This window comes from Providencia sp. PROV048, assembly GCF_033688165.1.
Taxonomy (GTDB): domain Bacteria; phylum Pseudomonadota; class Gammaproteobacteria; order Enterobacterales; family Enterobacteriaceae; genus Providencia; species Providencia hangzhouensis.
Genome location: NZ_CP096360.1, coordinates 2179849 through 2204876, shown reverse-complemented (window position 1 = coordinate 2204876; position 25028 = coordinate 2179849). Strand labels below are relative to the sequence as shown.

The window sequence follows — 25028 nt, the reverse complement described above, 5'->3', positions numbered from 1 at the left end:
GAGCAATTTGGCATGCCTTGGACTTTTTCCCATCCTGCAGTCGTTTTTCCGATAAAACAAAGTCGATTTGGGCATTTTTTAAGCTTACCTGCCTTAATTTTAGGTAGCCTAAGCCCAGATCTATTTTATTCAATGATGTGGTACTCGGCAGCCACTACGGCTCATGACTTGATAGGCTGGTTATATACTGGCTTACCATTATGTTTACTCATCACTATTTTTGTACAAAAAAGTGTTTTTTATCTCCACTATGCTGTGCCATTTCCCTTGAAAAACAGGAGCGTAGGTTCATTTCGACAATTTTGTATTGTCGTGCTTTCCTTTTATATCGGTGCGGCAAGCCATATTATCTGGGATGCTTTTACTCATCAGTCAGGGGCTTTTGTTCGGCACGCTGAGTTTTTGCAGCTTGTCGTATTTAACATGACGGATAGCCAAGAAATTGCTATTTATAAATTACTGCAACACCTTGGCTCTTTATTGGGAGCGTTGTACTTGTTGATAAAATACACGCAGTACTACCGTCGGCAATCTGCAATTCAGCAGCAAGAGTATGCGAAAAAGTTAATGGCATTACTCAAGATTGCCATTGTTTCAGGATGTATTTCCTTACCATTTGCCTATAAATTAGCCATGAAAGGGGATGTGCTTAGTTTCAATCGCTTTGTATATTTAGAGCTAACACTGCTAGTTCCTGTTTTTTTTACAGCAAGTATATTGTTTGCACTGATAAAATATCAGCGCCAGCGAAAGGCCACGCAAAGTTAGCCTTTTGTGAGTAATAACCCTGATAGCATAATATCGATGGCAGCGATACTTTTCTTTAATCGCTGTTGACTATCACCTTGTGAAATCCAATATGCGGCTTCTGCGAGACCGCCATTAATTAAAAAAGCCAATGCATGGGTATCAATATCTTTAATAATGCCTTTTTTGGCAAGATCATAAAGTAAGCGTTCAATCTGTTCGGTACACTGTAAGTTTGATTTAGCTAAAAAATCGCCTAATACAGCTTTCGCGTCACGCAAAATAATTTGTTGGTATTCGGGCTCTAATGCCATTTCTAAGTAAGCATGACAGCGTTGACAGAAACTGTTCCATAAGTCTTCAGTATGGCGAGTAATTCCTTGTAACCGTGCGTTCATTTGTGAGTCGATTTGCTCAACAACGGCAGTAAATAAGCCTTGTTTGTCGCCAAAGTGGTGGTAAAGGGCACCGCGTGTGAGATTAACGCTTGCTGCAATTTCATCCATTGAAGTTTCTGCATAGCCAAGTCGGCTAAAGTGCTCTCGTGCTGTAGTTAGCAAATTTGCACGTGTTTCCGCCATTTGCGTTTGTGTTCTTCTTGCCATTAAAAACCTCTTACATACATGGCGTATAATTATTTACATTCAATGTGTATGATTATATCATAATTATACATACGTATCGTATGTATAATTAAATTTCATTTTGGAGTTCATATGATAGGTCGCTATCAGCAGTTATTTCAGGCAAAAGAAAACCAGCACTTTGTGATAGCAGGGTTATTGGCACGTTTAGCGTTACCAATGATGGGGATCGGGATCATTACCCTGTTAGCACAATTGAAAGGAAGCTATACCTTGGCAGGGCTTGTTTCTGCCACCTTTGTATTAACTTATGCGTTGCTATCTCCGCAAGTCTCCCGCTTAGTGGATAAATTTGGTCAATTTCGCGTCTTGCCGGTGGTAACTGCTGTCAGTGTACTCGGTGTTTTTATTATCATCATCACTACGTGGTTATCATTACCCGATATCGGCTTATTTATCGGGGCACTGTTAACGGGAGCAATGCCAAGTATGTCTGCCATGGTAAGGGCAAGGTGGACAGCACAGTATAAAGATCAGCCCATATTACAAACGGCGTATTCATTAGAAACCGTATTTGATGATACCACTTTTATTGTTGGCCCGCCGTTATCTGTCGGGATCAGTGTTGCTTTATTTCCTCAAGCGGGTTTACTGGTTGCAGCGATTCTACTCGCTGTGGGGATGGCATTGTTTATTTCACAACGCAGCACTGAGCCTAAAGTAGTTGTATCTGATCATCTTGTAATGCCGAATAAATCAATTATTTCAATGGTTGGATTGCAGTTATTGATTGTGTTGATGATTGCTCTAGGTGTGATTGTCGGGAGTGTGGATATTTTGAGTGTTACTTTAGCTCAATTACAACAGCAACCCGCGATGGCCAGTTTAGTGCTGTCGGCCTACGCAGTCGGTTCATGTGCAATGGGGATCGTCTTTGGCGGGCTAACTTTTAACACACCATTATCACGCTTATTATTTCTTAGTGGCCTGATGACATTTCTTTCTATTGTGCCAATGTGGTGGGTCGTCGGGGTTTATTCTCTATCTGTGGTGGTGTTTATTTCCGGGTTGTTCTTTGCACCGACGATGATCATTGCTATGACATTAGTTGAGAAAATTGTTCCACAAAATAAATTGACAGAAGGAATGACCTGGTTACTCGCAGGGTTAAATATTGGTGTTGCTATTGGCGCGATGTTAACGGGTAAAATGGTGGATACTTATGGCCCTTATGCCGGTTATGCTGTTGCGATATCTGGTGGTATTTTCGTTTTAATTTCAACATGGTTGAGTTACTTACGCGATAAAACCCAACAAAAAGTAGCAGTTGAATGCGAAAATGGCCATTAAAAACAACGAAAAAATAAACCATGTAGTGATAAAATCATAAAAAATTATTTAATGAGGTAACCTAATGCACTCTCCAGTATTTCGAGCGGCCACACTCGGTGATGTTGACTCCTGTTATGCGATTGAAGTCGAATCCTATGAAGGGGATGAAGCGGCAACAAGAGAAAAAATAGCCACGCGTATCCAACAATATCCAGACGGTTTTTTATGTATGGAATTAGCTGGAGAAGTGGTTGGTTTTATTAATGCGGGTTGTGCATGGGAGGTTGTAATGTCTGATGAGGAATTTAAAGAACTCATTGGACATGACCCAAAAGCACCGAATGTCGTTATTATGTCAGTGGTCGTGCATCCCAAATATCAAGGTAAAGGTTATTCGTCCTTACTGATGAAAACATTTATTAATTCCATGAAGGAGAAGAATAAAGAAACAATTCATCTTATGTGCAAAGAACGCCATATTGACCTGTATAAGCACTTTGGCTACCAATATGTTAAACCGTCAGAATCCGATCATGGTGGAATGACGTGGCATGAAATGGTGATGAAATTGTAAAATGTATTTTCTTAAGCCTGTGATTTTGTTGTCTGGTATCATATCTCATTATATATAATCACTATTTGGGAAATCATAATGATAATTTGGGTAGATGCGGATGCATGTCCAAAAGTAATTAAAGAGGTTTTATACCGTGCAGCAGATAGAGAAAAAGTGCAAATAACATTTGTTGCAAACCAGCGTTTAACGGTACCTCCGTCACCTTTTTTAAAAACCTTACAGGTACCTGCAGGGTTTGATGTAGCTGATAATGAAATTGTGTTGCGAGCCCAAAAAGATGATTTAGTGATCACCGCAGATATCCCATTGGCCGCAGAGGTTATAGAAAAGGGCGCAAATGCATTAAACCCTCGAGGAGAACGCTATAGCGAAGCTACCATTCGTGAGCGTCTTAATATTCGTGACTTTATGGATACGATGAGAGCCAGTGGTATCCAAACGGGTGGGCCTGCAAGTTTAAACCAGAAAGACAGGCAGCAATTTGCTAATGAATTAGATAAATGGTTGTTGCAACGTAAAAAATCATTAGCGTCATAATAAGCCAGCACATTTTCTGATTTAAGCTCAGAAAATGTGCATAGTAAAACAGAATTACTCTCTATGCCGTGACTATAATGGTTAACCTTAAATTTTTGAAGAAAAATAATGGATCCATTACACAGCATTATCATCACGCTATTCTTATTTATACTGACCTTTTTTAATCCTGGGGCAAATTTGTTTATTGTGGTGCAAACCACATTAAGCTCAGGTAAAAAAGCGGGGTTAACCTGTGGCTATGGCGTGGTATTAGGCAATGCCATTTATTCAGGTCTCGGTTTATTTGGTTTGGTCACATTAATGGCGGAATTCGGCTCATTATTCTCACTCATTAAGATTCTGGGTGGTTTATATTTACTTTATTACGCAGTGAGTGTTTTCAATAACAAAACACAACTCAATCTGTCCACCGAAAATACCATGGAAAGTTTTCCATCAGGTGTCTACTTTAGGCGGGGTTTGATTTCTGATTTATCAAACCCACAAACCGTTTTATTTTTTATGAGTATTTTTTCAACGACTATTTCCCCATCAACACCATTATGGACTAAGTTAGTTATTTGGATGGGAATTGTTATTGCATCACTAATTTGGCGGATAATTTTATGCCAAACATTCTCTTTAACCTCTGTGCGTAGAACTTATTCACGCGTTCATAAAGTTGTCGGCAAAGGCGTCGGGCTAATTCTTGGAGGATTGGCTACAAGGTTGATTTACCAAGGGGTTAGCGAGCTGGTAGTAAAAAAATCACCATTCTAGGTTTTATGATCATGTTCAAGCCATTACGATATAAAATAGCCTCAGACTCCATACGATGAGGCTATTTGTGGTGAAAGAAAATGCATCATTGTTGATTAGTTAGCCAATGTTCAACTTCTTTATAATTACCACGGAAAATGATGCGATGCTGCTTTTTACTTAATTGATAGCAATACATTGGGTCATAGTATTCATTCAACAATGGAATTAACCACGAAAAATGTGTTTGGGTATCACCGGTTGTTTTTTGGTCTGCTAAAGCAAGATCAAGTAAATGGGTTAATTCGATTGTCCGCTGTGAGCCTAAACGTTTGCGAATGGCTAATAGGCCATGGTGCAGATAGTCACTATATTCCTGCCAGCCTCGCTCAAAACCAAAAGTTGCTAAAAAATCTTGCGTCATACGATCAAAATATTCATATTTTAAACGCTCAAGACGTAGCTCAAAGGGGTCTTCAATAATAGCGATTGGCGCTTTTTCCATTTGTGTGCGTAGTTCAAGAGGTAGGCTATTTGCACCAATGGCACGTCCCTCATCTTCCAGTACCCAATGTTGACAGTATTGGGCTTTCTTCAATAAAGCGACCGCTAAGTAATTTTCAAACGTGGCTTGGGAGTGTTGTTGTTGTAATGTACGGCCAAAAGAAGAACCTCGGTGATGTGCGAGACCTTCTAAATCAATTCCATTCGCGAGTTGATGGACTAAAGTGGTTTTACCATTACCGGTACAGCCGCCCACTAAAACGATAGACCGCTGAACCAGCTCATTGACGGCATCAATTGCAGTTTGTCGCAATGCTTTATAACCACCGTTAATAAGAGGGTATTCAATTCCCACCTCTTTTAGCCACGATTGCACGATATGGGAGCGCATTCCACCACGCGCACAGCAAATATAACCATGGGTATTTTGTTGGCAGGCTTCTTTCCACGCTGTGATCCGCGCAATTTTAATATCACCACTGACAAGTTGGTGGCCTAACTCAACGGCTTTAGTAGAACCTTGTTGTTTATAGCATGTACCAACGGCAGCACGTTCATCATCATTCATCAACGGAAGGTTAATTGCATTAGGCATCGACCCTTGTTGAAATTCGATAGGAGCTCTGACATCGATGAGTGGTGTGTCAGTAGTTAAGATTTGGCGAATATTTTGCGAAGACGAGGTTAATTCCATAATAACAGCGAGATTCTTTAAAGTTGCAATGAGGTTACTATACTCTTAATCCTATTGCTTGGCATTAATGTTAGGCTTAAAACAATGGTTAGTGTTTTATTGCCTAATAATGATATATTGTTGTTAGGTATTTTAATATGAGTAAGGGGTAATACAATGAAGATGTTAACGATTCAAGAAATGACCGAAACTCAAAAAATCCAAGTGCGTACAAGGCTTGCTCAAGAAAGGAAAAAACTTGGCCGTGAATTAACAAATTCCGAGCAGAGCAAAGTAAGAAAACAAATCATTACCGAAATATCTCAAGAAGTCGAAAAACAAGCGAAAAAATTACGCGCAGAAAAGAAAAAAGATAAGTTAGTTCCCAGCGATACAAGTTACAGTTGGTCTTCTCAAAATCATAAAAGAGGGTATCGCTAATTTTTAATCAGAGTGTTCCGCTAGTGATTTGCATTAAGTAATTGTAATTCTACGCTATTCAAATCATTAAAAGACCTCAAAAATGAAAAAGATTGCGTTATTATTGTTATTCAGTAGTTTTACTGTCGCAAAATCTAATTATCATGGGAAACCATCCCGTAATGATTCTGTTGTTGTACATGTTTGCGCTTTATCTCCTTTTTCTAACTTGATTAATGCATTCTGTTAATTCAGTAATACATTGCGTATCTAAATGTTTTTCCTGAGAAATAAATCGCCTGACGGCATGTAACTCTAATAGAACTCTTACCTCTATAAGCTCATCAAGACGTGCTTCAGAAACGGGTGCCATGCGAATGCCTTTAAAAGGCTCGTTGATAACAATACCTTGACTTTCGAGAACGCGGAGAGCTTCTCTAACTGGAACGCGGCTTACGTTCATTTTTTCAGCTATTTCTTTTTCAACAATAATAAAAATAAAGGTACAAAAGTCAGATTTTCGATAGCAATTTTAATGACACTCGCAATTGTTATTAATTATCTAGATAGAACGGTGATGTCAGCAGCAGCACCAACGATCTCAGCAGAGTTACAAATATCCCCAGAGATGATGGGGTGGATTATGTCTGCCTTTTTTCTTAGTTATGCTCTTTGCCAAATTCCTGCTGGCTTTATTGCAGACAAATATGGACAAAGGAGAACATTGGCAGGGTCTGTATTATGGTGGTCACTAGCTACCGCAGCAACAGCATTAGCTAAAACACCATTGAGTTTTATTTCAACGCGTATTTTAATGGGAATGGGAGAGGCTGGGGCTTATCCGTGTAATAGTGGTATTGCAGCAAAATGGTTCCCGGATAGAGAACGCGGTAGGATCACTGCATTATTTGATAGTGGCTCAAAATTTGGTACTGCTTTTGCTATGCCATTAGTGGTGTGGATTATTGCTAAATGGGGCTGGGAAGCGGCATTTATTATTTGTGGAGCCCTAGGCGTTATTTGGGTATTTGCTTGGCTTAAGGTTTATCACGATCCTGAACAACATCCTAAAATTAGTGCCGAAGAACTTGCTTATATTCGAGAAGGGCAAGTTAAAAAAGAAGACATCGATAATATCCAACCAATGAAATGGTACCAATTAATTCGCTATCGTAATGTTCAAGCAATGTGTATTGGTTTTTTCATGTTGGATTATGCTATTTATTTCTTTATTACTTGGTTTCCTGCTTATTTAATGATGGAGCGGGGGATGAGCCTTGAAGAAATGGGGGTTGCAGCAATGCTCCCTCCACTATGTGGTATTGCTGGGCAGTGGTTGGGCGGTTGGGTTACTGACTTATTCTATTTAACATAATATGCATTATGCGAACTTAGGTATGAAATGAAGAAATCCAGCGTTCTGGCTGGTTAATCGTGTTAATCAAATAAAGGATATTTTATGGACAACTCTCAAGCATCATCCACATATAAACATCTCTATCAACAGTATGAAAATTTTATGTCTGTTATTGATAAAAATGAGCATCTTAAAAATGAAGATATCGTGTCGTGGCTTAAAGAAATAAGAACTTATATCTTTGATCTTTATCCAGTTGAAAATGTCTTACATAGAGATATCGAAAATGACATTAAAAAAGGAGCCTGAAACCCAACCGTACGAAAACGTACGACAAGTACAAAAACATAATCTCTGACTATATTGCAGGTGGCTTTAGATGCATTCCAAACGAAATTAAGTTAGTGAAAAGAAGAAGACAATCAATTCAGGTATAGCAGACTTTGTTACAACGTCTAATAACGGTATCAATTTAAATTACCAAATCGCCCTACCTTACTCACTAAAAAGCACGAGTAAGTGAGGATAGCGATATAAAAGTGTCTGCAATAGAGGATAAAATGCGGTCACCAACAAAAGCACCGGTGAAATAACATGGGATATCACCTTAGAACCTAATGAAGAAAAGCAAATCTCATTCAGTTATACATTGAGCTACCCAAAAGACAAACAAATATTGGGGTTGTAACAATTTTTGTGGTTCCCAATAGATAGCGTTAAAATGAAATCACGCTAGCACGACAATAACAACTATGAGGTTTTCAATGATTATTTTAGTAACGGGTGCTTCTTCTGGTTTTGGTGAATCAATTGCCCGTCGATTTATCAAACATAATTACACTGTTATTGGTACAGGACGTAGAACAGAGCGTTTAGAAGCCCTCCATAAAGAGTTAGGTGATAAATTTTATCCGTTAACTTTAGATATCCAAGATAGAAAAGCCATCCATGATTCGATTGCAAATTTACCTGCACATCTCAAAAAAATCGATGTTTTAGTAAATAATGCAGGTTTAGCATTAGGTTTAGAACCTGCATTTGACGCCAATCCTGATGATTGGGACGTTATGATTAATACAAATACTAAAGGTTTAGTGAATATGACTTATGAAGTGCTGCAAAACATGGTAGCCGAAAATCATGGCCATATTATTAATATTGGCTCTACGGCGGCGAGCTGGCCTTACAAAGGTGGCAATGTTTACGGTGCAACCAAAGCCTTTGTTAAACAGTTTTCACTTGGTTTGCGTGCTGATTTACAGGGGAAAAAAATCCGAGTGACTGATATTGAACCAGGCCTAGTCGGTGGAACAGAATTCTCAAATATTCGCTTTAAAGGAGATGATGATAAAGCGGCTAGTACTTATCAAGGCGCTGACGCTCTAACCCCTGAAGATATCGCGGAAACGGTATACTGGGTTGCCACATTACCTGCACACATGAATGTAAATACATTAGAATTGATGCCTGTTTGCCAAACTTTTGCAGGTTTAACAGTACATAAACAGATTTAATTTTTAGTACTATTCTATACAGACGCACTGACACTTTTTTAGCTATACTCAGGTTATCGGTCCTGTTTAGTAAGGAATTTACATGAGTTCACACAAAATGTTGAAAACTGGCTTAACTGCGATTTGTTTATGTCTCCCTTTACTTTGGGCTACATCGTCTTCTGCGGCACAATCCACGACATCATGCACTGCAGGCAGTACTTGCGTTTCTGTGGGCAAAGGCGATGACTCTCTTAATAAAGAGCAAGCGCGTCAAGAAAAGGAACAATGGGATGATACCCGTATGTTGCGCAAAAAGGTTAATACTCGTACCGAAAAAGAGTTTGATAAAGTTGATCAGGCTTTTGATGCAAAAGATAAATGCGAAAAAAGCCTCAATCTAAATGCTTACTGGGAACCGAGCACTAAACGTTGCCTTGATGTAAGTAATGGCCGTCCAATTAATAATCCATAACCTTATAATAGGTTGTCTTATGGAGCTGTTGATCAAGGAGAGAAGATGAAAAAGAAATTGTTGTTACCCTTATTTGCATTGGTGCTAGTGCCAGTTTTTGCCCAAGCTTCATGTGAAAGTGTGATTGAGGAAATCAAACAAAAGATTATCAATAATGGCGTTCCTGCTGATAACTTTAGTTTGGTTGCAGTGCCTAATGATGAAGTTGACTCGTCTAAAGGCCAAGTTGTCGGGCACTGCCAAAATGATTCTTATAAAATCATTTATACTCGTCACTAGGTTACAATTTAGATAGAATCAAGGGCGCTATTTGATGATGGCGCCCTTTTTCTTTATTGCTTATTAAGCAATTAGTTAGGAATAGCGATAAGTTCTTGCAGTTTATCTGTATTGAGGTAATGCCCTAACTCTTTTTCTTCAGGGCGCAATAAATATGGAATTTCTCCAATTAATGGAGCCTTAATATGATGTTGCAACCGGTCAATTATTTGGGCGTAGTGTGCCAACCCTGGGTTGATGCGGTTTGCCATCCAACCTATTAATGGTAACCCATCGGCTCGAATTGCATCAGCGGTTAATAATGCATGATTAACACAGCCATGTTGAATACCGACGACTAAGATAACACCGACCGGCTGATCTTTTAACCAGTCTGCATAAAAAGTATTATCATCAAGTAGATAGCGCCATCCCCCATTACCTTCGATTACAACCATATCGCATTGATGATGTAAATGGTCTAACCCATGCTTTATTTTATTAAAATCAATGCTATTTTCATGACTGTAATTATCTGTGATACGCACAGGATTAACTTCATCATAGGAAACAAGGTCTTGAGAAACACTGTGGATTAGCAATGCATCTTTATTTCTGATTCCTTCAGGGGTATCAATGCATTGATCCGCAATAGGTTTATAGCCCACGGCTTTGATTCCTTGGCTATTTAGTGCTTGCAGGATGGCAAGCGTCGATACTGTCTTCCCGACATCTGTATCTGTCCCGGTAACAAATAGATTGATCATGGTCTTTTTCTATCCTGAAGTGACAGACTTATACAGCAATAAGCTGCAAAAATGATATGGATTCAGTTTATTGGAATGGGTAAGTGAGAAGTTTGCGTTAGCTCAATTTTGTGTACGATAGTATAAATATTATCGAATTGTTTTAGCCTTGTAATAGTTGTAGTAGTAGAGAACCATCATATAACGCTCTCTGTATTAATGACGTTTCACTATCCTTAACGGTAAATATGGATTTTTCTATTACTAAATTAGATGAATATAGAGGGATCGTATGTTTGTTTATATGATTATGTAAACATTCTAAAAATAACTTAGAATCTTGATTCAATGGGGAGTTTACCAAAATTAGCTCGCTCCCCAATAAATTCACCATCAATCCTAATGGTTTTGCCAACCGTTGAGCAACCTGATTAATAAGATAAACACAAAGGCTATCGTTTGATATTGCTCCAGAGCAAATGTTATCAATTGAGATATTTTTCTGATGTAAATGCGAATCAGGGTAGTTTATTAGCAAACTTTCAGCTTGGTGTAATATTGCAGGAATAGAAGTTTGGGTTTCTAAGCAACCATCGCTACCACAATAGCAAAAGTTATGGTTACAGGGTTCACATTGGGTATGGCCGAATAAAATAGGCCGATGGGTATTTGTATCTAATGTTGTTCCATGGCTTAGCACCATGACATTAACAACATCTTGTAGCTGTAAGTAAATAATATTTTTTTCTTTTCTTTTCTCTTGATGAGAGAAATGATCCATTAACGCTAAAGCATCCACAGGAGGGTGTAAATAAACAGGTAAACCGGTTTGCTTGGTAAGAGATTCCGCTATGGCCAGTTGGTGGATTTTAAAAGATGGATGCTGATAAATAACACCTGTATGAGGATCTAATATACCATCAATAAGAATGCTAATTGCAGTGACTCTTTCTAATATTTTTTGATGGCTAGCAAAAAATTGACTGATTAATTCAGTAAGCGAATCCATGAATTCACTATTGCCTAGCGGTGTGAATGGATATTCTGTTTGAGCCAAGGTAACTGCGTTAATTTCTTTCAAGGAAATAATCAGTTTCTGGCCTTCAATACGGATCGCTAGAAATTGCCACCCTTCACTTTCAATTACCAGCCCTACAGCTGGACGCCCACGTAAACCAAGCACTGGAAACTCTAACTCTTTGATTAAGTGAGCATCCATAAGTTCACGTGTAATTTTAGTGATACTGGCAGGCGCAAGCTGAGCCTGTTTTGACAAGGCAATACGCGAAATTGGACCATGTTGATCAATGATACGATATACAATACCCGTATTTAACTGTTTGATTTGGTCAATGTGACCAGTTTGATTCACCATGGTAATAATTCAATTCCTTTATAAAGCAATGAGTTATTATGCCTTAATCTGTGTATGAATGATTTCGTTTACATTGAAAATGTGAACTAGCTCACTCTTGGTTGCCAACAATGTTGGCCATCAAAAGATTTGTTAATTTTTTGGCTACGGCAGGTAACGTTCTACGAGTATTGTAGACTAACCAAACTTCAGATGAAGCATTAATATTAGTGAGTTTTAAGTATTTTACACCATCAATTTTCATTCGTGTGAATGATTCTGTAATCACAGAAATTCCCATTCCCGCGGAAACTAATCCTAAAATGGTCATGGCTTCCCCCGCTTCTTGAGAAATGGTGGGTACCACTCCCGCAGATGTTAACAATTGATTTATTTCATCATATAGTGCGGTACCAACATCACGTTCAAAGAAAATGAATGGATAATCAGCAAGTTGTTGAATATCAACACCAACATCAATAAATTCTAATAATGGATGGCCTTCATAGACGGCAACCATAAATGGCTCTTTAAATAATAGTTGGTAATCCAATTGTTCTGGTAACACCGTATTTCTCATAATACCAATATCAATTCGCCCCGTAATTAATGGCGCTATCTGTTGTTTGGTATTCATCTGATGCATATGAATAGAAACTTCAGGGTAAGCTTCCCGATACTGCCGTAAACTCATGGTAACTTTGTGCATAAATGGTGTAGTTGACGTAAATCCAATAGATAACTCCCCAAGTTCGCCTTTTTCCATGCGAGCTGCTTTTGTCGCAGCCGCATCGACTTGAGCTAAAATTTGATATGCCTCTTTTAAGAACATTGCCCCCGCGGGCGTTAACGCAACGTTTCGATTATTCCTTTCTAACAATTTTGCATTAACTTTCTCTTCAAGCATTTGTATTTGCTGGCTTAAAGGGGGCTGTGAAATATGCAGACGTTCAGCTGCCTTGCCAAAATGAAGCTCTTCAGCGACAGCAATAAAGTATCGAAGATGTCTAAGTTCTATACTCATCTTTTGGTTAATACCCATTAATATGTTTAAAGTATTATTATTAATAATTAATATATTAGACAAAAAACTAGAAAGTTTCTATTCTTTGATCGAAATCAAACGTGTTGGTATGACAAGGAATAAACATGGAACACTCACAAAATAGCCTCACATCTGAGCGGCCTAATGAAGGAATAAGAACACCCTTGCAGGGAAATACCACACCCAAAAAACATTATATACAAAGAGATGATGCGCTGTACTTACGTGTAACCTTATCTTTTTTTACGGTGGGCTTTGCCACATTCGCTTTGCTATATTTTGTTCAACCAATATTACCTATGCTGTCAGAGGATTTTAATATTTCCCCTGCAACTGCAAGCTTATCATTATCACTGAGTACTGGCTTGATGGCATTAGGTTTACTGATTACCGGGCCAATTTCAGATGCAATAGGTCGCAAAAATGTGATGGTTATTGCATTGGCTTGTGCTGCACTATTTACTCTGCTCAGTTCAGTCATGCAGAGTTGGCAAGGGATCTTAATTGCGAGGGCATTAGTCGGTTTATCGCTAAGTGGCGTTGCTGCTGTCGCTATGACTTATTTGAGTGAAGAGATCCATCCAAGTTATGTTGCGTTATCCATGGGGTTATATATTAGTGGTAATTCATTGGGTGGAATGAGCGGCCGTTTGGTGACGGGAGTGATTGCTGATTTTTATTCATGGCGTGTTGCCGTTGTGATTTTAGGTTCGTTAGCTTTGATCGCGGCTATTGGTTTTTGGCGCTTATTGCCCCCTTCTCAGCATTTTCGTGCGAGTTCTTTAAAACCTAAGAATCTATGGGTTAATTTGCATCTACACTTTAGAGACAAAGGCTTACCTTTTCTATTTATTGAAGGCTTTGTTTTGATGGGGGGTTTTGTCACAATGTACAACTACATTGGATATCGTTTACTTGAAGCGCCTTACTCTTTTTCTCAGTCTACTGTTGGCTTGTTATCCGTTATTTATTTAACAGGGACTTACAGTGCGACTAAAACGGGAAGTTTAATTCACAAGTATGGACTTGGACGAGTGCTCATAGCGTCTATTACTATGATGTTAGTTGGTATTTTAATCACACTATATTCAAATGTTTGGTTAGTGCTGCTAGGAATGACAATACTAACAACGGGCTTTTTTGCAGCGCACTCTGTAGCGAGTAGCTGGGTGGGACGCAGAGCTAAACGAGCACGTGGACAAGCGTCTTCTCTGTATTTATTTAGTTATTACGCTGGGTCAAGTATTGCAGGTACGGTTGGTGGCTTATTTTGGCAACACTTTGGCTGGAATGGCGTTGCGCTATTTATTGCTGGAATATTATTTATCGGCATAGTCATTGCTTACCGTTTGAAATCAATTTGTTCTAACCAGTAGATTAGGAACTAATAAAGGTTAAACTACCATACCTTCTCGTGATTAGTAGATGATAAAAAAGTCTATTAATTACGAGGAAACCCAATGAAACCATTCTCTATAAAACCATTTTTAATTGCCCCATTACTCCTATGCTGTAGTTCTTTTGTTTGGTCCCATGGCTATGTCGAATCCCCTGAAAGTCGTTCATATTACTGCAAGCAAGGGGTAAATACCCACTGCGGAGCTGTGCAATATGAACCGCAATCTATTGAAGGCCAAAAAGGTTTTCCTCAATATGGTCCAGTTGATGGAAAAATTGCTAGCGCCGGTATTGCTGCTTTTTCTCCCTTAGACATACAAACTGCGAATCGATGGCAACGGGTTATCTTAAATTCACCTGATGTTAGGTTTAAATGGCGCATCACGGCAAAACATAAAACGACAAAATGGGAATATTTCATAACTAAGCCAGACTGGCAGCCAAACGCCTTGCTATCTCGTAATCAATTTACACTAACGCCATTTTGTAAATTTGAAGGCGTAGAGTTTCCAGAAGAGACTGTTGAGCACAAGTGTGTATTGCCAAAAAATCAAAAAGGTTACCATGTCATTTTAGCCATTTGGACGATAGATGATACGCAAAATGCGTTTTATCAAGTTATTGATACAGAAATAAATTAACGTCAAAGGAAAGCTTATATAAGAAAGGGGCAAGTGTTAAAATACCCCCACTTGCCCTTTTTGACTCTGATTTTCTTATAGATAAACACGAGAGTTTATGTTATTTATTGTTTATCACCTATTTGAATGTTGTAACTAAACTATGAAAAAACAAGATTTAATTAATACGTTCAATGAATTGGAATCACAAATAAACCAATTTAGCCTGTTGTTATTGGAACAATCAAAACAAGTTCCATTTACAGCTCATGTATTCCAGTTACCTTCAGTAATTAAAGGTGAAGAGAATAATGAGATAGAACAAATCTCAGTACAAACATTAATTGGTCATGATGCGATACGTGAAACAGTAAAGTTAGTTAATTTATTGTTTTTACAAAACAAACCAGACGAGGTCAGCAACAAAGCAGCTATCCGTTTACCGGGGGTTATATGTGTACAAACTAATTTGCAAACTTATCGTAACTTTAATTCATTAATTTTAAAGATCAATGAGTTAAAAATGCATATAAAAGCCATTGTCACACAAGTTGACGAACCTCATCGATTCGAATTTATCCGTGATAGTTTACATGGCCTACTAACATTGAATACCTACCGAACCCTCTCTTCATTGATTGATGTCGATACGATTAATTTTGGCTGGGCGAATAAAAAAGTTATCAATAAAGTCACAAAAGAAGCAATGCTAGACCGCTTACAAGCAAGCTTAGAAAGTGGCCGCTGCCCTCTTCATTTACCAAAAGAGCACTGGCGCTTACAATTGGAAAATGAAATTCGCTTAATTGACGCCCTACCTTACAATGCGGTTTTAAAAACTCAACGGCCAGTCAAAGTTCAGCCAATCGCTCGTGTGTGGGATAAAGAACAACAGAAACAAACCCAGTTTGCTTGTGCAACGCCTTTATTTGTTTTTGCGCTTGAAAAAACGGTGGCAGAAATTAAAGTCGGTGAACTTCTCGATTACCATGCCAATAACATTGCAATCCGTAATCGGCCCAGAGCAAAAGCAGTTGAACTATTAATACCACGTTTAAATTTGTATATAGAACGCTAAAAAAACACCCATCTGTCAAACAGTATGGGTGTTGTTATATAAAGCCAGTTTAATAAGCTAGCTTAAGATTTCATGCTGCCAACCATATCTTCTGGACGAACCCAATCATTGAACTGTTCCTCTGTTAAATAGTTTAATTTCAATGCGGATTCTTTCAGCGTCAGTCCTTCTTTATGCGCTTTTTTAGCAATTTCTGCGGCTTTATCGTACCCAATGTGAGTATTTAAAGCTGTCACTAACATTAGCGATTCATGAAGTAATTTTTCAATACGCTCACGATTTGGTTCAATTCCAATCGCACAATGCTCATTAAAGCTACGCATACCATCAGCTAATAAGCGAACAGACTGTAAGAAATTATCAATTAGCATTGGGCGGAATACATTCAGCTCAAAATTACCAGATGCCCCACCAATGTTAACAGCAACATCATTCCCCATAACTTGAGCACATAACATAGTCAGTGCTTCACACTGTGTAGGGTTTACTTTACCTGGCATGATTGAACTGCCTGGCTCATTTTCTGGGATAGATATTTCACCAATACCGCAGCGAGGACCAGATGCTAACCACCTAACATCATTGGCAATTTTCATTAAAGAGGCAGCTAAGCCCTTTAAAGCACCATGTGCATGTACAAGGCTATCGCAAGTTGCTAATGCTTCAAATTTATTAGGTGCCGTAACAAATGGTTGGCCAGTTAATTCTGCGATTTTTTTCGCAACACGTACCGCATATTCAGGATGCGTATTTAAACCAGTCCCTACTGCTGTACCACCTAGCGCTAATTCACACACATGAGGAACAGAATTTTCAATGTGTTTTTCATTATGCGCTAACATTGCAGCCCAACCTGAAATTTCTTGGCCTAGCGTCAACGGGGTTGCATCTTGCAAGTGAGTACGACCGATTTTTACAATATCTTTAAATTCTTTCGCTTTTGCATCTAATGTTTGATGCAAAATTTTCAGTTCAGGGAGAAGATGTTCGCGAATTGCGACGACCGCAGCAACGTGCATTGCCGTTGGGAAAACATCATTTGAACTTTGACTTTTATTCACATCATCATTAGGGTGAATAAGACGATCATTACCACGTTGACCACCGAGAATTTCGCTACCACGGTTAGCTAAAACCTCGTTCATGTTCATGTTACTTTGCGTACCAGAACCGGTTTGCCAAATAGCTAGAGGAAATTCCGTTGGATGTTTACCAGCTAAAACTTCGTCAGCAGCAGCAATGATTGCATCGCCGCGCTCTTTAGCTAATAATCCAAGATCCATATTAACACTAGCAGCGGCTTTTTTAGTGATAGCGAGTGCGTGAATTAACGCAACAGGCATTTTTTCTACAGATATACGGAAATGTTCTAAAGAACGCTGCGTTTGCGCGCCCCACAATTGGTCAGCAGGTACTTCAATTGGTCCCATTGAGTCTTTTTCAATGCGAGTGGCTGCCATTACTATCTCCTTAGGTACATACACAGAATAATTGATTTTAGAATCATCTGCTTGCAGGTAAGCAAATAACCGAGCAGTATAATGCCACAAATTGAATTTCATTTATGAGACTTGGTCGAGCTTATTGTATTGTAGTGAAAAGGAAATCAGTTGATTTTTATGAAAAAGAGAATTTTGCTATGCTTAAAATGATAAACAAAGTCCAAAACTATGACTGGGGCAGTAAAACGGCCCTGACTAAGTTATATGGGATTTCAAACCCTGATAGCTTACCTATGGCTGAACTTTGGATGGGGGCTCATCCAAAAGCAAGCTCCGAAGTTCTCGATGCGGAAAAAAATCAAAGTATTCCACTTAACGCCTTAATTGAAAGTGATCCTGAAGCCTACTTAGGTCAGCATGTCGCACAAACTTATCATCGTTTACCTTATTTATTCAAAGTGCTATGTGCAGCTCAACCGTTGTCTGTTCAGGTGCATCCAAACAAAACTTATGCTGAAGTTGGTTTCGCCAAAGAAAATTCAGCAGGGATCCCCTTAGATTCCCCAATACGTAATTATAAGGATGATAACCACAAACCTGAATTGATCTTCGCATTAACACCTTTTAAAGCGATGAATGCCTTTCGCCCACTCAATGAAATCGCTCAGCTTCTGGATTTTGTTTCTGCTGCCCATCCTGATATTCAGTTATTTGTTCAGGACCCCACTGAAGAAAAATTATCACGTTTATTTGCACAAATTCTTAACCTAACGGGTGAACAAAAAGATTTAGCGCTTGGTGTATTGAAAGCTGCATTGAACAGCCGACAAGGTGAACCATGGAACTCAATAAAGCAAATGGTTAGCTTGTATCCTGAAGATAACGGGTTATTTACCCCTCTTCTTCTTAATATCGTTGAATTAGAACCTAGTGAAGCGATGTTTTTATATGCCAGAACGCCACATGCATATCTAGAAGGTGTTGGGTTAGAGGTGATGGCAAACTCAGATAATGTACTGCGTGCTGGGTTAACAAATAAGCACATAGATATCCCAGAGCTGATTGCTAACATTGACTTTAAGCCTACGTTTGCAAAGGATTTATTAAGTATTCCCGAAAAATCTGGAAATATCTGGAAATATAATATTCCAGTAGAAGATTTTGCATTTAATATATATTCTATAACCCACTCGGAAGTTGCGCTATCTAACAATAGTGCCTCAATTTTGTTCTGTATTGAAGGCCAGTTAGTTTTACATTCAAGAAATGATGAAATATGCATTAATTCAGGTGAATCTGTTTTCTTACCTGCTTATGAGAAAAGCATAACCATTAATGGCAGTGGCAAACTAGCCCGAGTGTTTAACAAATAGTGTCATATTCTGTATTTAACCGTTTTCATTGTATGAAGACGGTTATTTAAAACTTTTTTAAATTAATAAGTACGACAATAACGTACTGAAAGGATGGATGTTTATAATGAAAAAGTCATTAGTCGCGGTTGGTGTTATTGTTGCTCTGGGTGCAGTATGGACCGGAGCTTCATGGTATACAGGTTCTAAAGTAAAAGATGAACTTGATAAAGTAATTCTCAAAACCAACGATTTTTTTGCTGTAAATGTACCTGAGTCAGGTTTGAACTTTAAAGTAGAAAATTATGAAAAAGGTGTTTTTTCATCTACAGCGGATATCGTAATCACCTCTGCGGATTCAGTATCACCAGAAGACTCAATTGTATTCAAAACGAATATTGACCACGGTCCATTCCCATTATCACAAGTCGCTAAGTTTAATTTATTACCAAAATTAGCAGCGACGCAAATTGAGTTAGCTAACAACGCGACGACAAAAGAATTATTCGAAGCGACCCAAGGTAAACCATTTATTCATGGTTCTGCTGTCATTGGCTATAGCAAAAGTATTGATACCAATTTAGAGCTGATCCCTGTCGAGTATAAGAAAGATGACGTTTCATTATCTTTCAGTGGTTCTAAGTTTGATGTATCAACAACTTCTGATCTTGCTGCCGTTGATGCAACTTTAGTCACTGATAATTTAGTTATTGGTAAAAAAGATAACTCTGAATCTATGACATTAAAAGGCTTAAAATTAGTCTCTAATGTAACAAAATCACAATATGGCTTCTACACTGGAACCCAGTCATTTGTTATTGCTGATACAGATTTCAACATTCCTGAAACTAAATTTTCTTTTAAAGATTTCAAAATTTCAAGCGACACCTCTATTACTGGCGAAGATGTGAAAGGGAATATTTCTTATAGCATCTCTGACTTAAAGGCGTTAGAGCAAAACTTAGGTTCTGGCGAACTGACTGTTGCTATTGAAAAATTAGATGCTAAAGCATTAGGTAAATTCGTTGAACAATATAATGAAGCATTAGCTCAAGGCTTAGCTAATGGTGACCCAACTGAAGCAACAGAGCGTTTAGCGATGGAAATGATGTCTACAACATTGCCAGAGCTAATGAAAAGCAAGCCTGTATTCACTGTTAGCCCCTTCTACTGGAAAAATGAAGCTGGCCAAAGTTCAGTTGACCTAAACATCACATTTAATAAATGGAACCAAGATGAAATTACTGCGTTAGCAATGTCTAACAAAGTTGATGAAGCTATCAAGCAACTCATTACTTCTTTTGATTTCAATTTAAAACTGAACAAGCCAATGATGATCGAATCAATGACTCAAGCAATGATTTTAGATCAAGGTGTTCCAGTTAATGCTGAAACTAAGAAAGAAATGAAAGGTATGGTTACTTCTGAATTTGAAGGTGTTCAGCAAATGCTGACTTCAGATATGTTCTCTTCTCCATTTGAAGAAATGTTTATGACAGATGAAGAACGTGCTGAAAAAGCTAAACAGAAAAAATCACCTTGGATGATTGATAGCGAAAATGATTTAACTATGACTATCAAATTTGCAGGTAATGACCTGACATTCAATAATGACAAATATACCTTAGCTGAGTTCCTCACTAAGATGAAAGTGATGTCTAACCCAGAAGATGCATTAGAATATGAAGCTGTACCTGCTCCAGATGCAGAACCAGCACCAGAAATGGAAGTTGAGCCTGAATTAGCACCACAAGATGCAGCGCCAGCTAACTAATTAATCTAATCGATACAATTTAGTCACAAAAGCCAGTTAATATGAAGTGAACCCATATAGCTGGCTTTTTTATTTGACACCCACTCAGGTGTGATATGAATCACAATTAGAATGTAATCATCGATCACGTTTCACATTTTTCGTGATTTGTAATTGCATTTGGAAAAATAAAAGCCAAAATGAGGATAGAAAATAGATAAAGGATCATTCCGTGATTAAAACACATTTACCTTTAACCGATTTACACCGCCACCTTGATGGCAATATCCGCCCAGAAACGATTCTTTCCTTAGCAGAACAGCATCACATTCAATTACCAGCGACAGAACTTGAAGCTTTGCGCCCTCACGTCCAAATTATAGGACAAGAAGCTGATTTAGTCGGTTTCTTAGCAAAACTCGATTGGGGAGTCGCTGTTTTAGCAGATTTAGAAGCATGCCGCCGTGTGGCATTTGAAAATGTCGAAGATGCTTTTAATGCTGGTATCGATTACGCAGAGCTACGCTTCTCTCCATACTATATGGCCATGAAACACCAGCTACCTGTAGAAGGTGTCGTTGAAGCTATTATTGATGGCGTGCGTGCTGGGTGCCAACAATTCGACATTAAAATTAATTTAATTGGAATTTTGAGCCGTACTTTTGGCCAACAAGCCTGTACAACTGAATTACAAGGACTATTAGCTCATCGTCATCACTTATGTGCTTTAGATTTAGCTGGAGATGAACTAGGTTTCCCTGGAGAGTTATTTGAGTCACACTTTATCAAAGCTAGAGATACGGGGTTAAATATCACTGTTCATGCAGGTGAAGCGGCTGGAGCGAACAGTATTTGGCATGCTATCAATGTATTAGGTGCACAACGAATTGGCCATGGTGTAAAGGCAATAGAAGACCCTGCTTTAATTGAATATTTAGTAAAACATCAAATTGGTATGGAAAGCTGTTTAACATCAAATATTCAAACAAGCACTGTGCCATCCCTTGCTCAACACCCATTAAAAACCTTTTTGCAACAAGGTGTATTGGCTTCAATTAATACAGATGACCCAGCAGTTCAAGGTATTGAGTTACGCTATGAGTATGAAGTTGCAGCCCCGCAAGCAGGTTTAACTTCAGCAGAAATAGAACAAGTGCAACGTAATGGCCTAAGTATGGCATTTTTATCTGAAAGTGAGAAAAAAGCGCTCTTACATAAAGCCGCTACCCGTTAATTTAAATGTTATCAGGGTATTTATTATAACCCTGATAACTCTCTCAAACATTTCACATCTCTTTACACACCAATAGACCGTCATCATTAACCAATCACTTCCCCCTCTAGTTAGCTTTTTTATACTTAACGTATAAGGGGTTTGAGGGCCAATGGAACGAAAACGTACGTTAAGGAGATAATTCATTGTTTAAATTGAAATTTAATGTTCTCAGTTCCCCCTTCAAAATATCCTCCGGTAGCGTGAACGTATAATGCCCCAGCATATTGATATGCCCGTGCATCAGTGGGGATAACCGGGTGATATCTTCACCACCGGTTTCTTCTCCATTACTGCGCATCCAGCTCAGGGCTTCCTGCATATAAAGTGTATTCCACAGTACCACTGCGTTAGTGACCAGGCCCAGAGCACCAAGCTGATCTTCCTGACCTTCACGATAGCGCTTTCTGATCTCACCGCGCTGCCCGTAGCAGATCGCCCTCGCCACAGCATGGCGGCCTTCTCCCCGGTTGAGCTGCGTCAGGATCCGCCGACGATAATCTTCATCATCAATATAATTTAGAAGGTACAGCGTCTTGTTGACGCGCCCCACTTCCATGATCGCCTGTGCCAGCCCTGATGGGCGCGAGCTTTTCAGCAAAGAGCGAATGAGTTCTGAAGTATGAATGGTGCCCAGTTTCAGCGAACCGGCGGTTCGCATCATCTCATCCCACTGATCCTCGGCTTTCGACAGATCGGCACAACCACGTGCCAGTTCGTCCAGTGCACCGTAATTTGCCGATTTATCCACCCGCCAGAATACCGCTTCACCGGCATCGGTAAGCCGGGGGGAAAACTGGTATCCCAGCAGCCAGAAGAGGCCAAAAATAATGTCGCTGGTTCCGGCTGTGTCTGTCATGATCTCAACCGGATTCAGCCCTGTCTGCTGCTCCAGAAGGCCTTCCAGCACAAAAATGGAATCCCGCAATGTGCCGGGCACCACAATGCCGTGAAATCCAGAGTACTGATCTGAGACGAAGTTGTACCAGGTGATACCACGTCCGGAACCAAAATATTTTCTGTTAGGACCGGAGTTGATGGTTTTCACCGACGTGACAAAGCGCATGCCGTCAGCTGACGCCACTTCGCCACCGCCCCAGCGACCGGCAAGCTCCAGCGTGGACTGAAAATCTACCAGCCGGGCATTGGCGCTGACCAGCGTTTCTGCACGAAGGTAATTTTGTTTCACCCAACTGAGCCGGTGACGGGTCAGTGCCGGTATATTGTGCTTTATCAGCGGTTCAAGTCCGATATTGCAGGCTTCAGCCATCAGAACCGCACACAGGCTGACGTGCAGATCCTGCGCTCGTGCTCCGGACTCACTAACATGCATAAATTCCCGTGTGAATCCTGTTCTGGCGTCTATTTCAAGCAGTAATTCCGTCAAATCAACCGGAGGAAGCAACTGTCTGACCCGGCTGCTGAGGCGTAACAGCGATGGGGGCTCCTCCAGTTTCTCCAGACTACTGATGGTCAGGGAAGGATATTTACCGTCATTGCAGATATGGACTTCCGCATTCCCGTTAAACCGGGATGCCACTGCTTTCCAGGTCTCATCCAACTGAACGGCCAGTTGTTGCACGCCTTTATGCCCATCGGTGGGATGTCCCAGTGCACGACAGACGGGAATACGCTGAGCCTGCCACTCTTCACCCTGCAACAGCTTCTCGCGGGGATCCCCCCAGCGGTCGCTGTTTTCGATCCAGATATCCCGGCGACGCAGTGCATCCTGAAGGCGCTCCAGTAGACACAGTGAATAACCGGCGCGTTGTATGCGGCCATCCGCATCGTATACGAGCCGTTTCCAGGGGCCGGTGATGATATGTTCAGGTGCATCATCGAGAAGGCGTTTTTTTGAGCCGTTCAGTTCGGCCAGATAATGAATGGCGGCCAGTGTATGCTCTCCGGCTGGCACAGCGCGGAAATGAAGATCACGCAATATTGCCGGAAGGAAACGTTTAACCCGACCATACTGCTCCACCATTTCGTCATGGAAATTATTGTCCTGAGGGCGGGCAAGCTCATTAACCTTGTTGACGGATTCTGCCAGTCTGTTCTTCGGTATGCAGCTGAATATGGCCTGCCTCAGGTCTGGATCATCTGCATCATCATCCAGCAACAGCGAACATGCCCGCGCCAGTAACAGCGCTGCCCGATCAAGATCTTTCAGCGTCCTGAGCCGTTTTTTCTGTCCGGTCTTCTTCGCCTCACGGCTGATGTTCAGTATCAGCATATCGAGCACGTCAACAGCCTCATCCAGCGCGGCTATTTCCTGCGCTTTAACGAATGCGGTGAGTATGGCCAGTTTTCTTTTCTCTGGCATGCGTGCGATATATTTTACCGATGCCATGCCTGCGTAACGCGCCAGATTACGCAGCTGTATCGCGGGCAGGCCGGTAAAGTTCAGCCGGGAAAACTCAAGGTTTCGCAGCTGGATATACCGCTCAAGCGCTTCGATAAATGCCGGGCCACTGACGGTGACTGGTCCCTTTTTCAGTTGCTCCAGCGGTGAAATTCGCTGCCCCTCAGGAATGTCCAGCAGTTCCGTCACGCGGGCGGTCTGCCAACTGTCCGGCAACGCGGCTAGTTTTTTCCACAGCCGCTGATTTGCCCGTTCGCGTATTTCACTGACGAGACGTACAAGTGTGGTTGCGCCGGGCAGCAGAACCTTATTCTGAAGCAGCCACGCGGTGGCAAAATCGAACATCAGCCCGGGTCGCTCATTACTGAGCCATGCCCGGGTGTATAGCAGGCGCTTCAGGCGGAAAGACCATGGAAAATCGCCAAATTCATGGTAACCGTAATATTCCTTAATCAGCGCAGTATGTTCTCGCAGGGTGGTATCCCGCTCTGCGTAGCGGGAGAGAACTTCCGGACGGCGGATATTAAGCTGCACTGAGACGAATTGCTGAACACCCGGCAGAACCCGTGTTAAATCTGTCAGAAATGTGCCCAGAAAACGGACACTGGTAAGCTGAAGCGCTATTCCCAGCCGGTTATGCCTTCCCCGCCGCTGGTTAATGAAAGCAAGATCCCGTTCATCAAGATGAAAATAGCGCGCCAACTGCACGTCATTAGGTTCTGCAACATAGCGACCATAATTCAGCTCCTGCTCAGTGGTCAGAAAATCGACGGGCATATCGGCCTCCCTGCCTGACGGTCATTTATTAACAATCCCGCAACCGTCCGAAATATTATAAATTATCAGACAACATAAAACGGAAGGCATGGGCTGTCTATTAAATCGTATTTTTGACATAATAGACACA

At 40.3% G+C, this 25028-nt stretch carries 25 protein-coding genes; 17 read left to right on the top strand and 8 right to left on the bottom strand.

The window, feature by feature from the left end:
• Nucleotides 1-12 precede the first annotated feature (12 nt).
• On the top strand, nt 13-768 hold the full coding sequence (locus M1F26_RS09640) for a DUF4184 family protein (protein WP_140172170.1): 756 nt from the start codon (nt 13-15) through the stop codon (nt 766-768).
• Here the strand turns inward: M1F26_RS09640 and M1F26_RS09635 are convergent.
• Nucleotides 765-1352: a TetR/AcrR family transcriptional regulator gene (locus tag M1F26_RS09635; protein ID WP_140172171.1), complete on the bottom strand. Its 588-nt coding sequence runs from the start codon at nt 1350-1352 to the stop codon at nt 765-767. The genes M1F26_RS09640 and M1F26_RS09635 overlap by 4 nt on opposite strands.
• Nucleotides 1353-1463: 111 nt before the next feature.
• Between M1F26_RS09635 and M1F26_RS09630 the strand changes: the two genes are divergently transcribed.
• The 4 genes from M1F26_RS09630 (at nt 1464) to M1F26_RS09615 (ending at nt 4539) form a co-directional block, all read left to right on the top strand.
• Nucleotides 1464-2681, top strand: a complete 1218-nt coding sequence (locus M1F26_RS09630) for an MFS transporter (RefSeq protein WP_140172172.1) — start codon at nt 1464-1466, stop codon at nt 2679-2681.
• A gap of 64 nt (nt 2682-2745) precedes the next feature.
• Nucleotides 2746-3237, top strand: a complete 492-nt coding sequence (locus tag M1F26_RS09625; RefSeq protein WP_110591730.1) for a GNAT family N-acetyltransferase — start codon at nt 2746-2748, stop codon at nt 3235-3237.
• 78 nt (nt 3238-3315) lie between these two features.
• Entirely contained in the window at nt 3316-3777 is a 462-nt protein-coding gene (locus M1F26_RS09620; RefSeq protein ID WP_140172173.1) for a YaiI/YqxD family protein, read from the top strand.
• Nucleotides 3778-3885: 108 nt separating this feature from the next.
• Complete coding sequence (locus tag M1F26_RS09615; protein ID WP_004254329.1) at nt 3886-4539, top strand: LysE family transporter; 654 nt, start codon at nt 3886-3888, stop codon at nt 4537-4539.
• An 85-nt stretch (nt 4540-4624) separates the two neighbouring features.
• On the opposite strand, the gene mnmH is transcribed toward M1F26_RS09615, so the two are convergent.
• A complete protein-coding gene (mnmH, locus tag M1F26_RS09610) occupies nt 4625-5716 on the bottom strand; it encodes a tRNA 2-selenouridine(34) synthase MnmH (RefSeq protein WP_200129119.1) in 1092 nt (363 codons plus the stop codon).
• Nucleotides 5717-5872: 156 nt separating this feature from the next.
• Between mnmH and M1F26_RS09605 the strand changes: the two genes are divergently transcribed.
• Nucleotides 5873-6136 (top strand): DUF3811 domain-containing protein, encoded by a 264-nt coding sequence (locus tag M1F26_RS09605; protein WP_094960556.1) that lies wholly within the window; start codon nt 5873-5875, stop codon nt 6134-6136.
• Between the two features lie 190 nt (nt 6137-6326).
• Here the strand turns inward: M1F26_RS09605 and M1F26_RS09600 are convergent, their stop codons facing one another.
• Nucleotides 6327-6578 carry a GntR family transcriptional regulator gene (locus tag M1F26_RS09600; RefSeq protein ID WP_233618318.1) on the bottom strand — a complete coding sequence of 84 codons (252 nt, stop codon included), beginning with the start codon at nt 6576-6578 and terminating at the stop codon, nt 6327-6329.
• A 72-nt stretch (nt 6579-6650) separates the two neighbouring features.
• On the opposite strand from M1F26_RS09600, the gene M1F26_RS09595 reads away from it, so the two are divergent.
• The 5 genes from M1F26_RS09595 to M1F26_RS09575 all read left to right on the top strand — a co-directional run bounded on the left by M1F26_RS09595 (nt 6651) and on the right by M1F26_RS09575 (nt 9719).
• Nucleotides 6651-7490, top strand: coding sequence for an MFS transporter (locus tag M1F26_RS09595; protein WP_233618317.1), 840 nt, complete (start codon nt 6651-6653; stop codon nt 7488-7490).
• Between the two features lie 84 nt (nt 7491-7574).
• On the top strand, nt 7575-7781 hold the full coding sequence (locus tag M1F26_RS09590; protein ID WP_140172175.1) for a hypothetical protein: 207 nt from the start codon (nt 7575-7577) through the stop codon (nt 7779-7781).
• Nucleotides 7782-8236: 455 nt separating this feature from the next.
• The gene (gene ydfG, locus M1F26_RS09585) at nt 8237-8986 is read left to right on the top strand and encodes a bifunctional NADP-dependent 3-hydroxy acid dehydrogenase/3-hydroxypropionate dehydrogenase YdfG (RefSeq protein WP_140172176.1); all 750 of its coding nucleotides are present in this window, start codon (nt 8237-8239) and stop codon (nt 8984-8986) included.
• 82 nt (nt 8987-9068) lie between these two features.
• Nucleotides 9069-9440, top strand: coding sequence for a DUF1283 family protein (locus tag M1F26_RS09580; RefSeq protein WP_036957730.1), 372 nt, complete (start codon nt 9069-9071; stop codon nt 9438-9440).
• A gap of 45 nt (nt 9441-9485) precedes the next feature.
• Nucleotides 9486-9719 carry a DUF1161 domain-containing protein gene (locus M1F26_RS09575; protein WP_036957728.1) on the top strand — a complete coding sequence of 78 codons (234 nt, stop codon included), beginning with the start codon at nt 9486-9488 and terminating at the stop codon, nt 9717-9719.
• A 71-nt stretch (nt 9720-9790) separates the two neighbouring features.
• On the opposite strand, the gene bioD is transcribed toward M1F26_RS09575, so the two are convergent.
• The 3 genes from bioD to M1F26_RS09560 form a co-directional block, all read right to left on the bottom strand.
• On the bottom strand, nt 9791-10465 hold the full coding sequence (gene bioD, locus M1F26_RS09570) for a dethiobiotin synthase (RefSeq protein WP_004254308.1): 675 nt from the start codon (nt 10463-10465) through the stop codon (nt 9791-9793).
• A gap of 142 nt (nt 10466-10607) precedes the next feature.
• Nucleotides 10608-11819, bottom strand: a complete 1212-nt coding sequence (locus tag M1F26_RS09565; protein ID WP_110591740.1) for an ROK family protein — start codon at nt 11817-11819, stop codon at nt 10608-10610.
• 91 nt (nt 11820-11910) lie between these two features.
• A complete protein-coding gene (locus tag M1F26_RS09560; protein ID WP_036957727.1) occupies nt 11911-12822 on the bottom strand; it encodes a LysR family transcriptional regulator in 912 nt (303 codons plus the stop codon).
• A 125-nt stretch (nt 12823-12947) separates the two neighbouring features.
• On the opposite strand from M1F26_RS09560, the gene M1F26_RS09555 reads away from it, so the two are divergent.
• The 3 genes from M1F26_RS09555 (at nt 12948) to tus (ending at nt 15939) form a co-directional block, all read left to right on the top strand.
• On the top strand, nt 12948-14219 hold the full coding sequence (locus tag M1F26_RS09555) for an MFS transporter (RefSeq protein ID WP_140172177.1): 1272 nt from the start codon (nt 12948-12950) through the stop codon (nt 14217-14219).
• An 84-nt stretch (nt 14220-14303) separates the two neighbouring features.
• Nucleotides 14304-14882 carry a lytic polysaccharide monooxygenase gene (locus tag M1F26_RS09550; RefSeq protein WP_227528755.1) on the top strand — a complete coding sequence of 193 codons (579 nt, stop codon included), beginning with the start codon at nt 14304-14306 and terminating at the stop codon, nt 14880-14882.
• Nucleotides 14883-15024: 142 nt separating this feature from the next.
• Nucleotides 15025-15939 carry a DNA replication terminus site-binding protein gene (gene tus, locus M1F26_RS09545; protein WP_140172178.1) on the top strand — a complete coding sequence of 305 codons (915 nt, stop codon included), beginning with the start codon at nt 15025-15027 and terminating at the stop codon, nt 15937-15939.
• 62 nt (nt 15940-16001) lie between these two features.
• Here tus and fumC read toward each other — a convergent pair whose 3' ends face one another.
• Nucleotides 16002-17399, bottom strand: coding sequence for a class II fumarate hydratase (gene fumC, locus M1F26_RS09540; protein WP_036957725.1), 1398 nt, complete (start codon nt 17397-17399; stop codon nt 16002-16004).
• Nucleotides 17400-17578: 179 nt separating this feature from the next.
• Here fumC and manA point away from each other — a divergent pair, with 179 nt between their 5' ends.
• From manA to add, 3 genes are all read left to right on the top strand, one after another.
• Entirely contained in the window at nt 17579-18754 is a 1176-nt protein-coding gene (gene manA / locus M1F26_RS09535) for a mannose-6-phosphate isomerase (protein ID WP_140172179.1), read from the top strand.
• A gap of 106 nt (nt 18755-18860) precedes the next feature.
• The gene (locus tag M1F26_RS09530) at nt 18861-20507 is read left to right on the top strand and encodes a YdgA family protein (RefSeq protein WP_227528754.1); all 1647 of its coding nucleotides are present in this window, start codon (nt 18861-18863) and stop codon (nt 20505-20507) included.
• Nucleotides 20508-20718: 211 nt separating this feature from the next.
• Nucleotides 20719-21720 carry an adenosine deaminase gene (gene add, locus M1F26_RS09525; RefSeq protein ID WP_140172181.1) on the top strand — a complete coding sequence of 334 codons (1002 nt, stop codon included), beginning with the start codon at nt 20719-20721 and terminating at the stop codon, nt 21718-21720.
• A 169-nt stretch (nt 21721-21889) separates the two neighbouring features.
• On the opposite strand, the gene M1F26_RS09520 is transcribed toward add, so the two are convergent.
• A complete protein-coding gene (locus M1F26_RS09520) occupies nt 21890-24898 on the bottom strand; it encodes a Tn3 family transposase (protein WP_140172182.1) in 3009 nt (1002 codons plus the stop codon).
• Between the last annotated feature and the right edge of the window lie 130 nt (nt 24899-25028).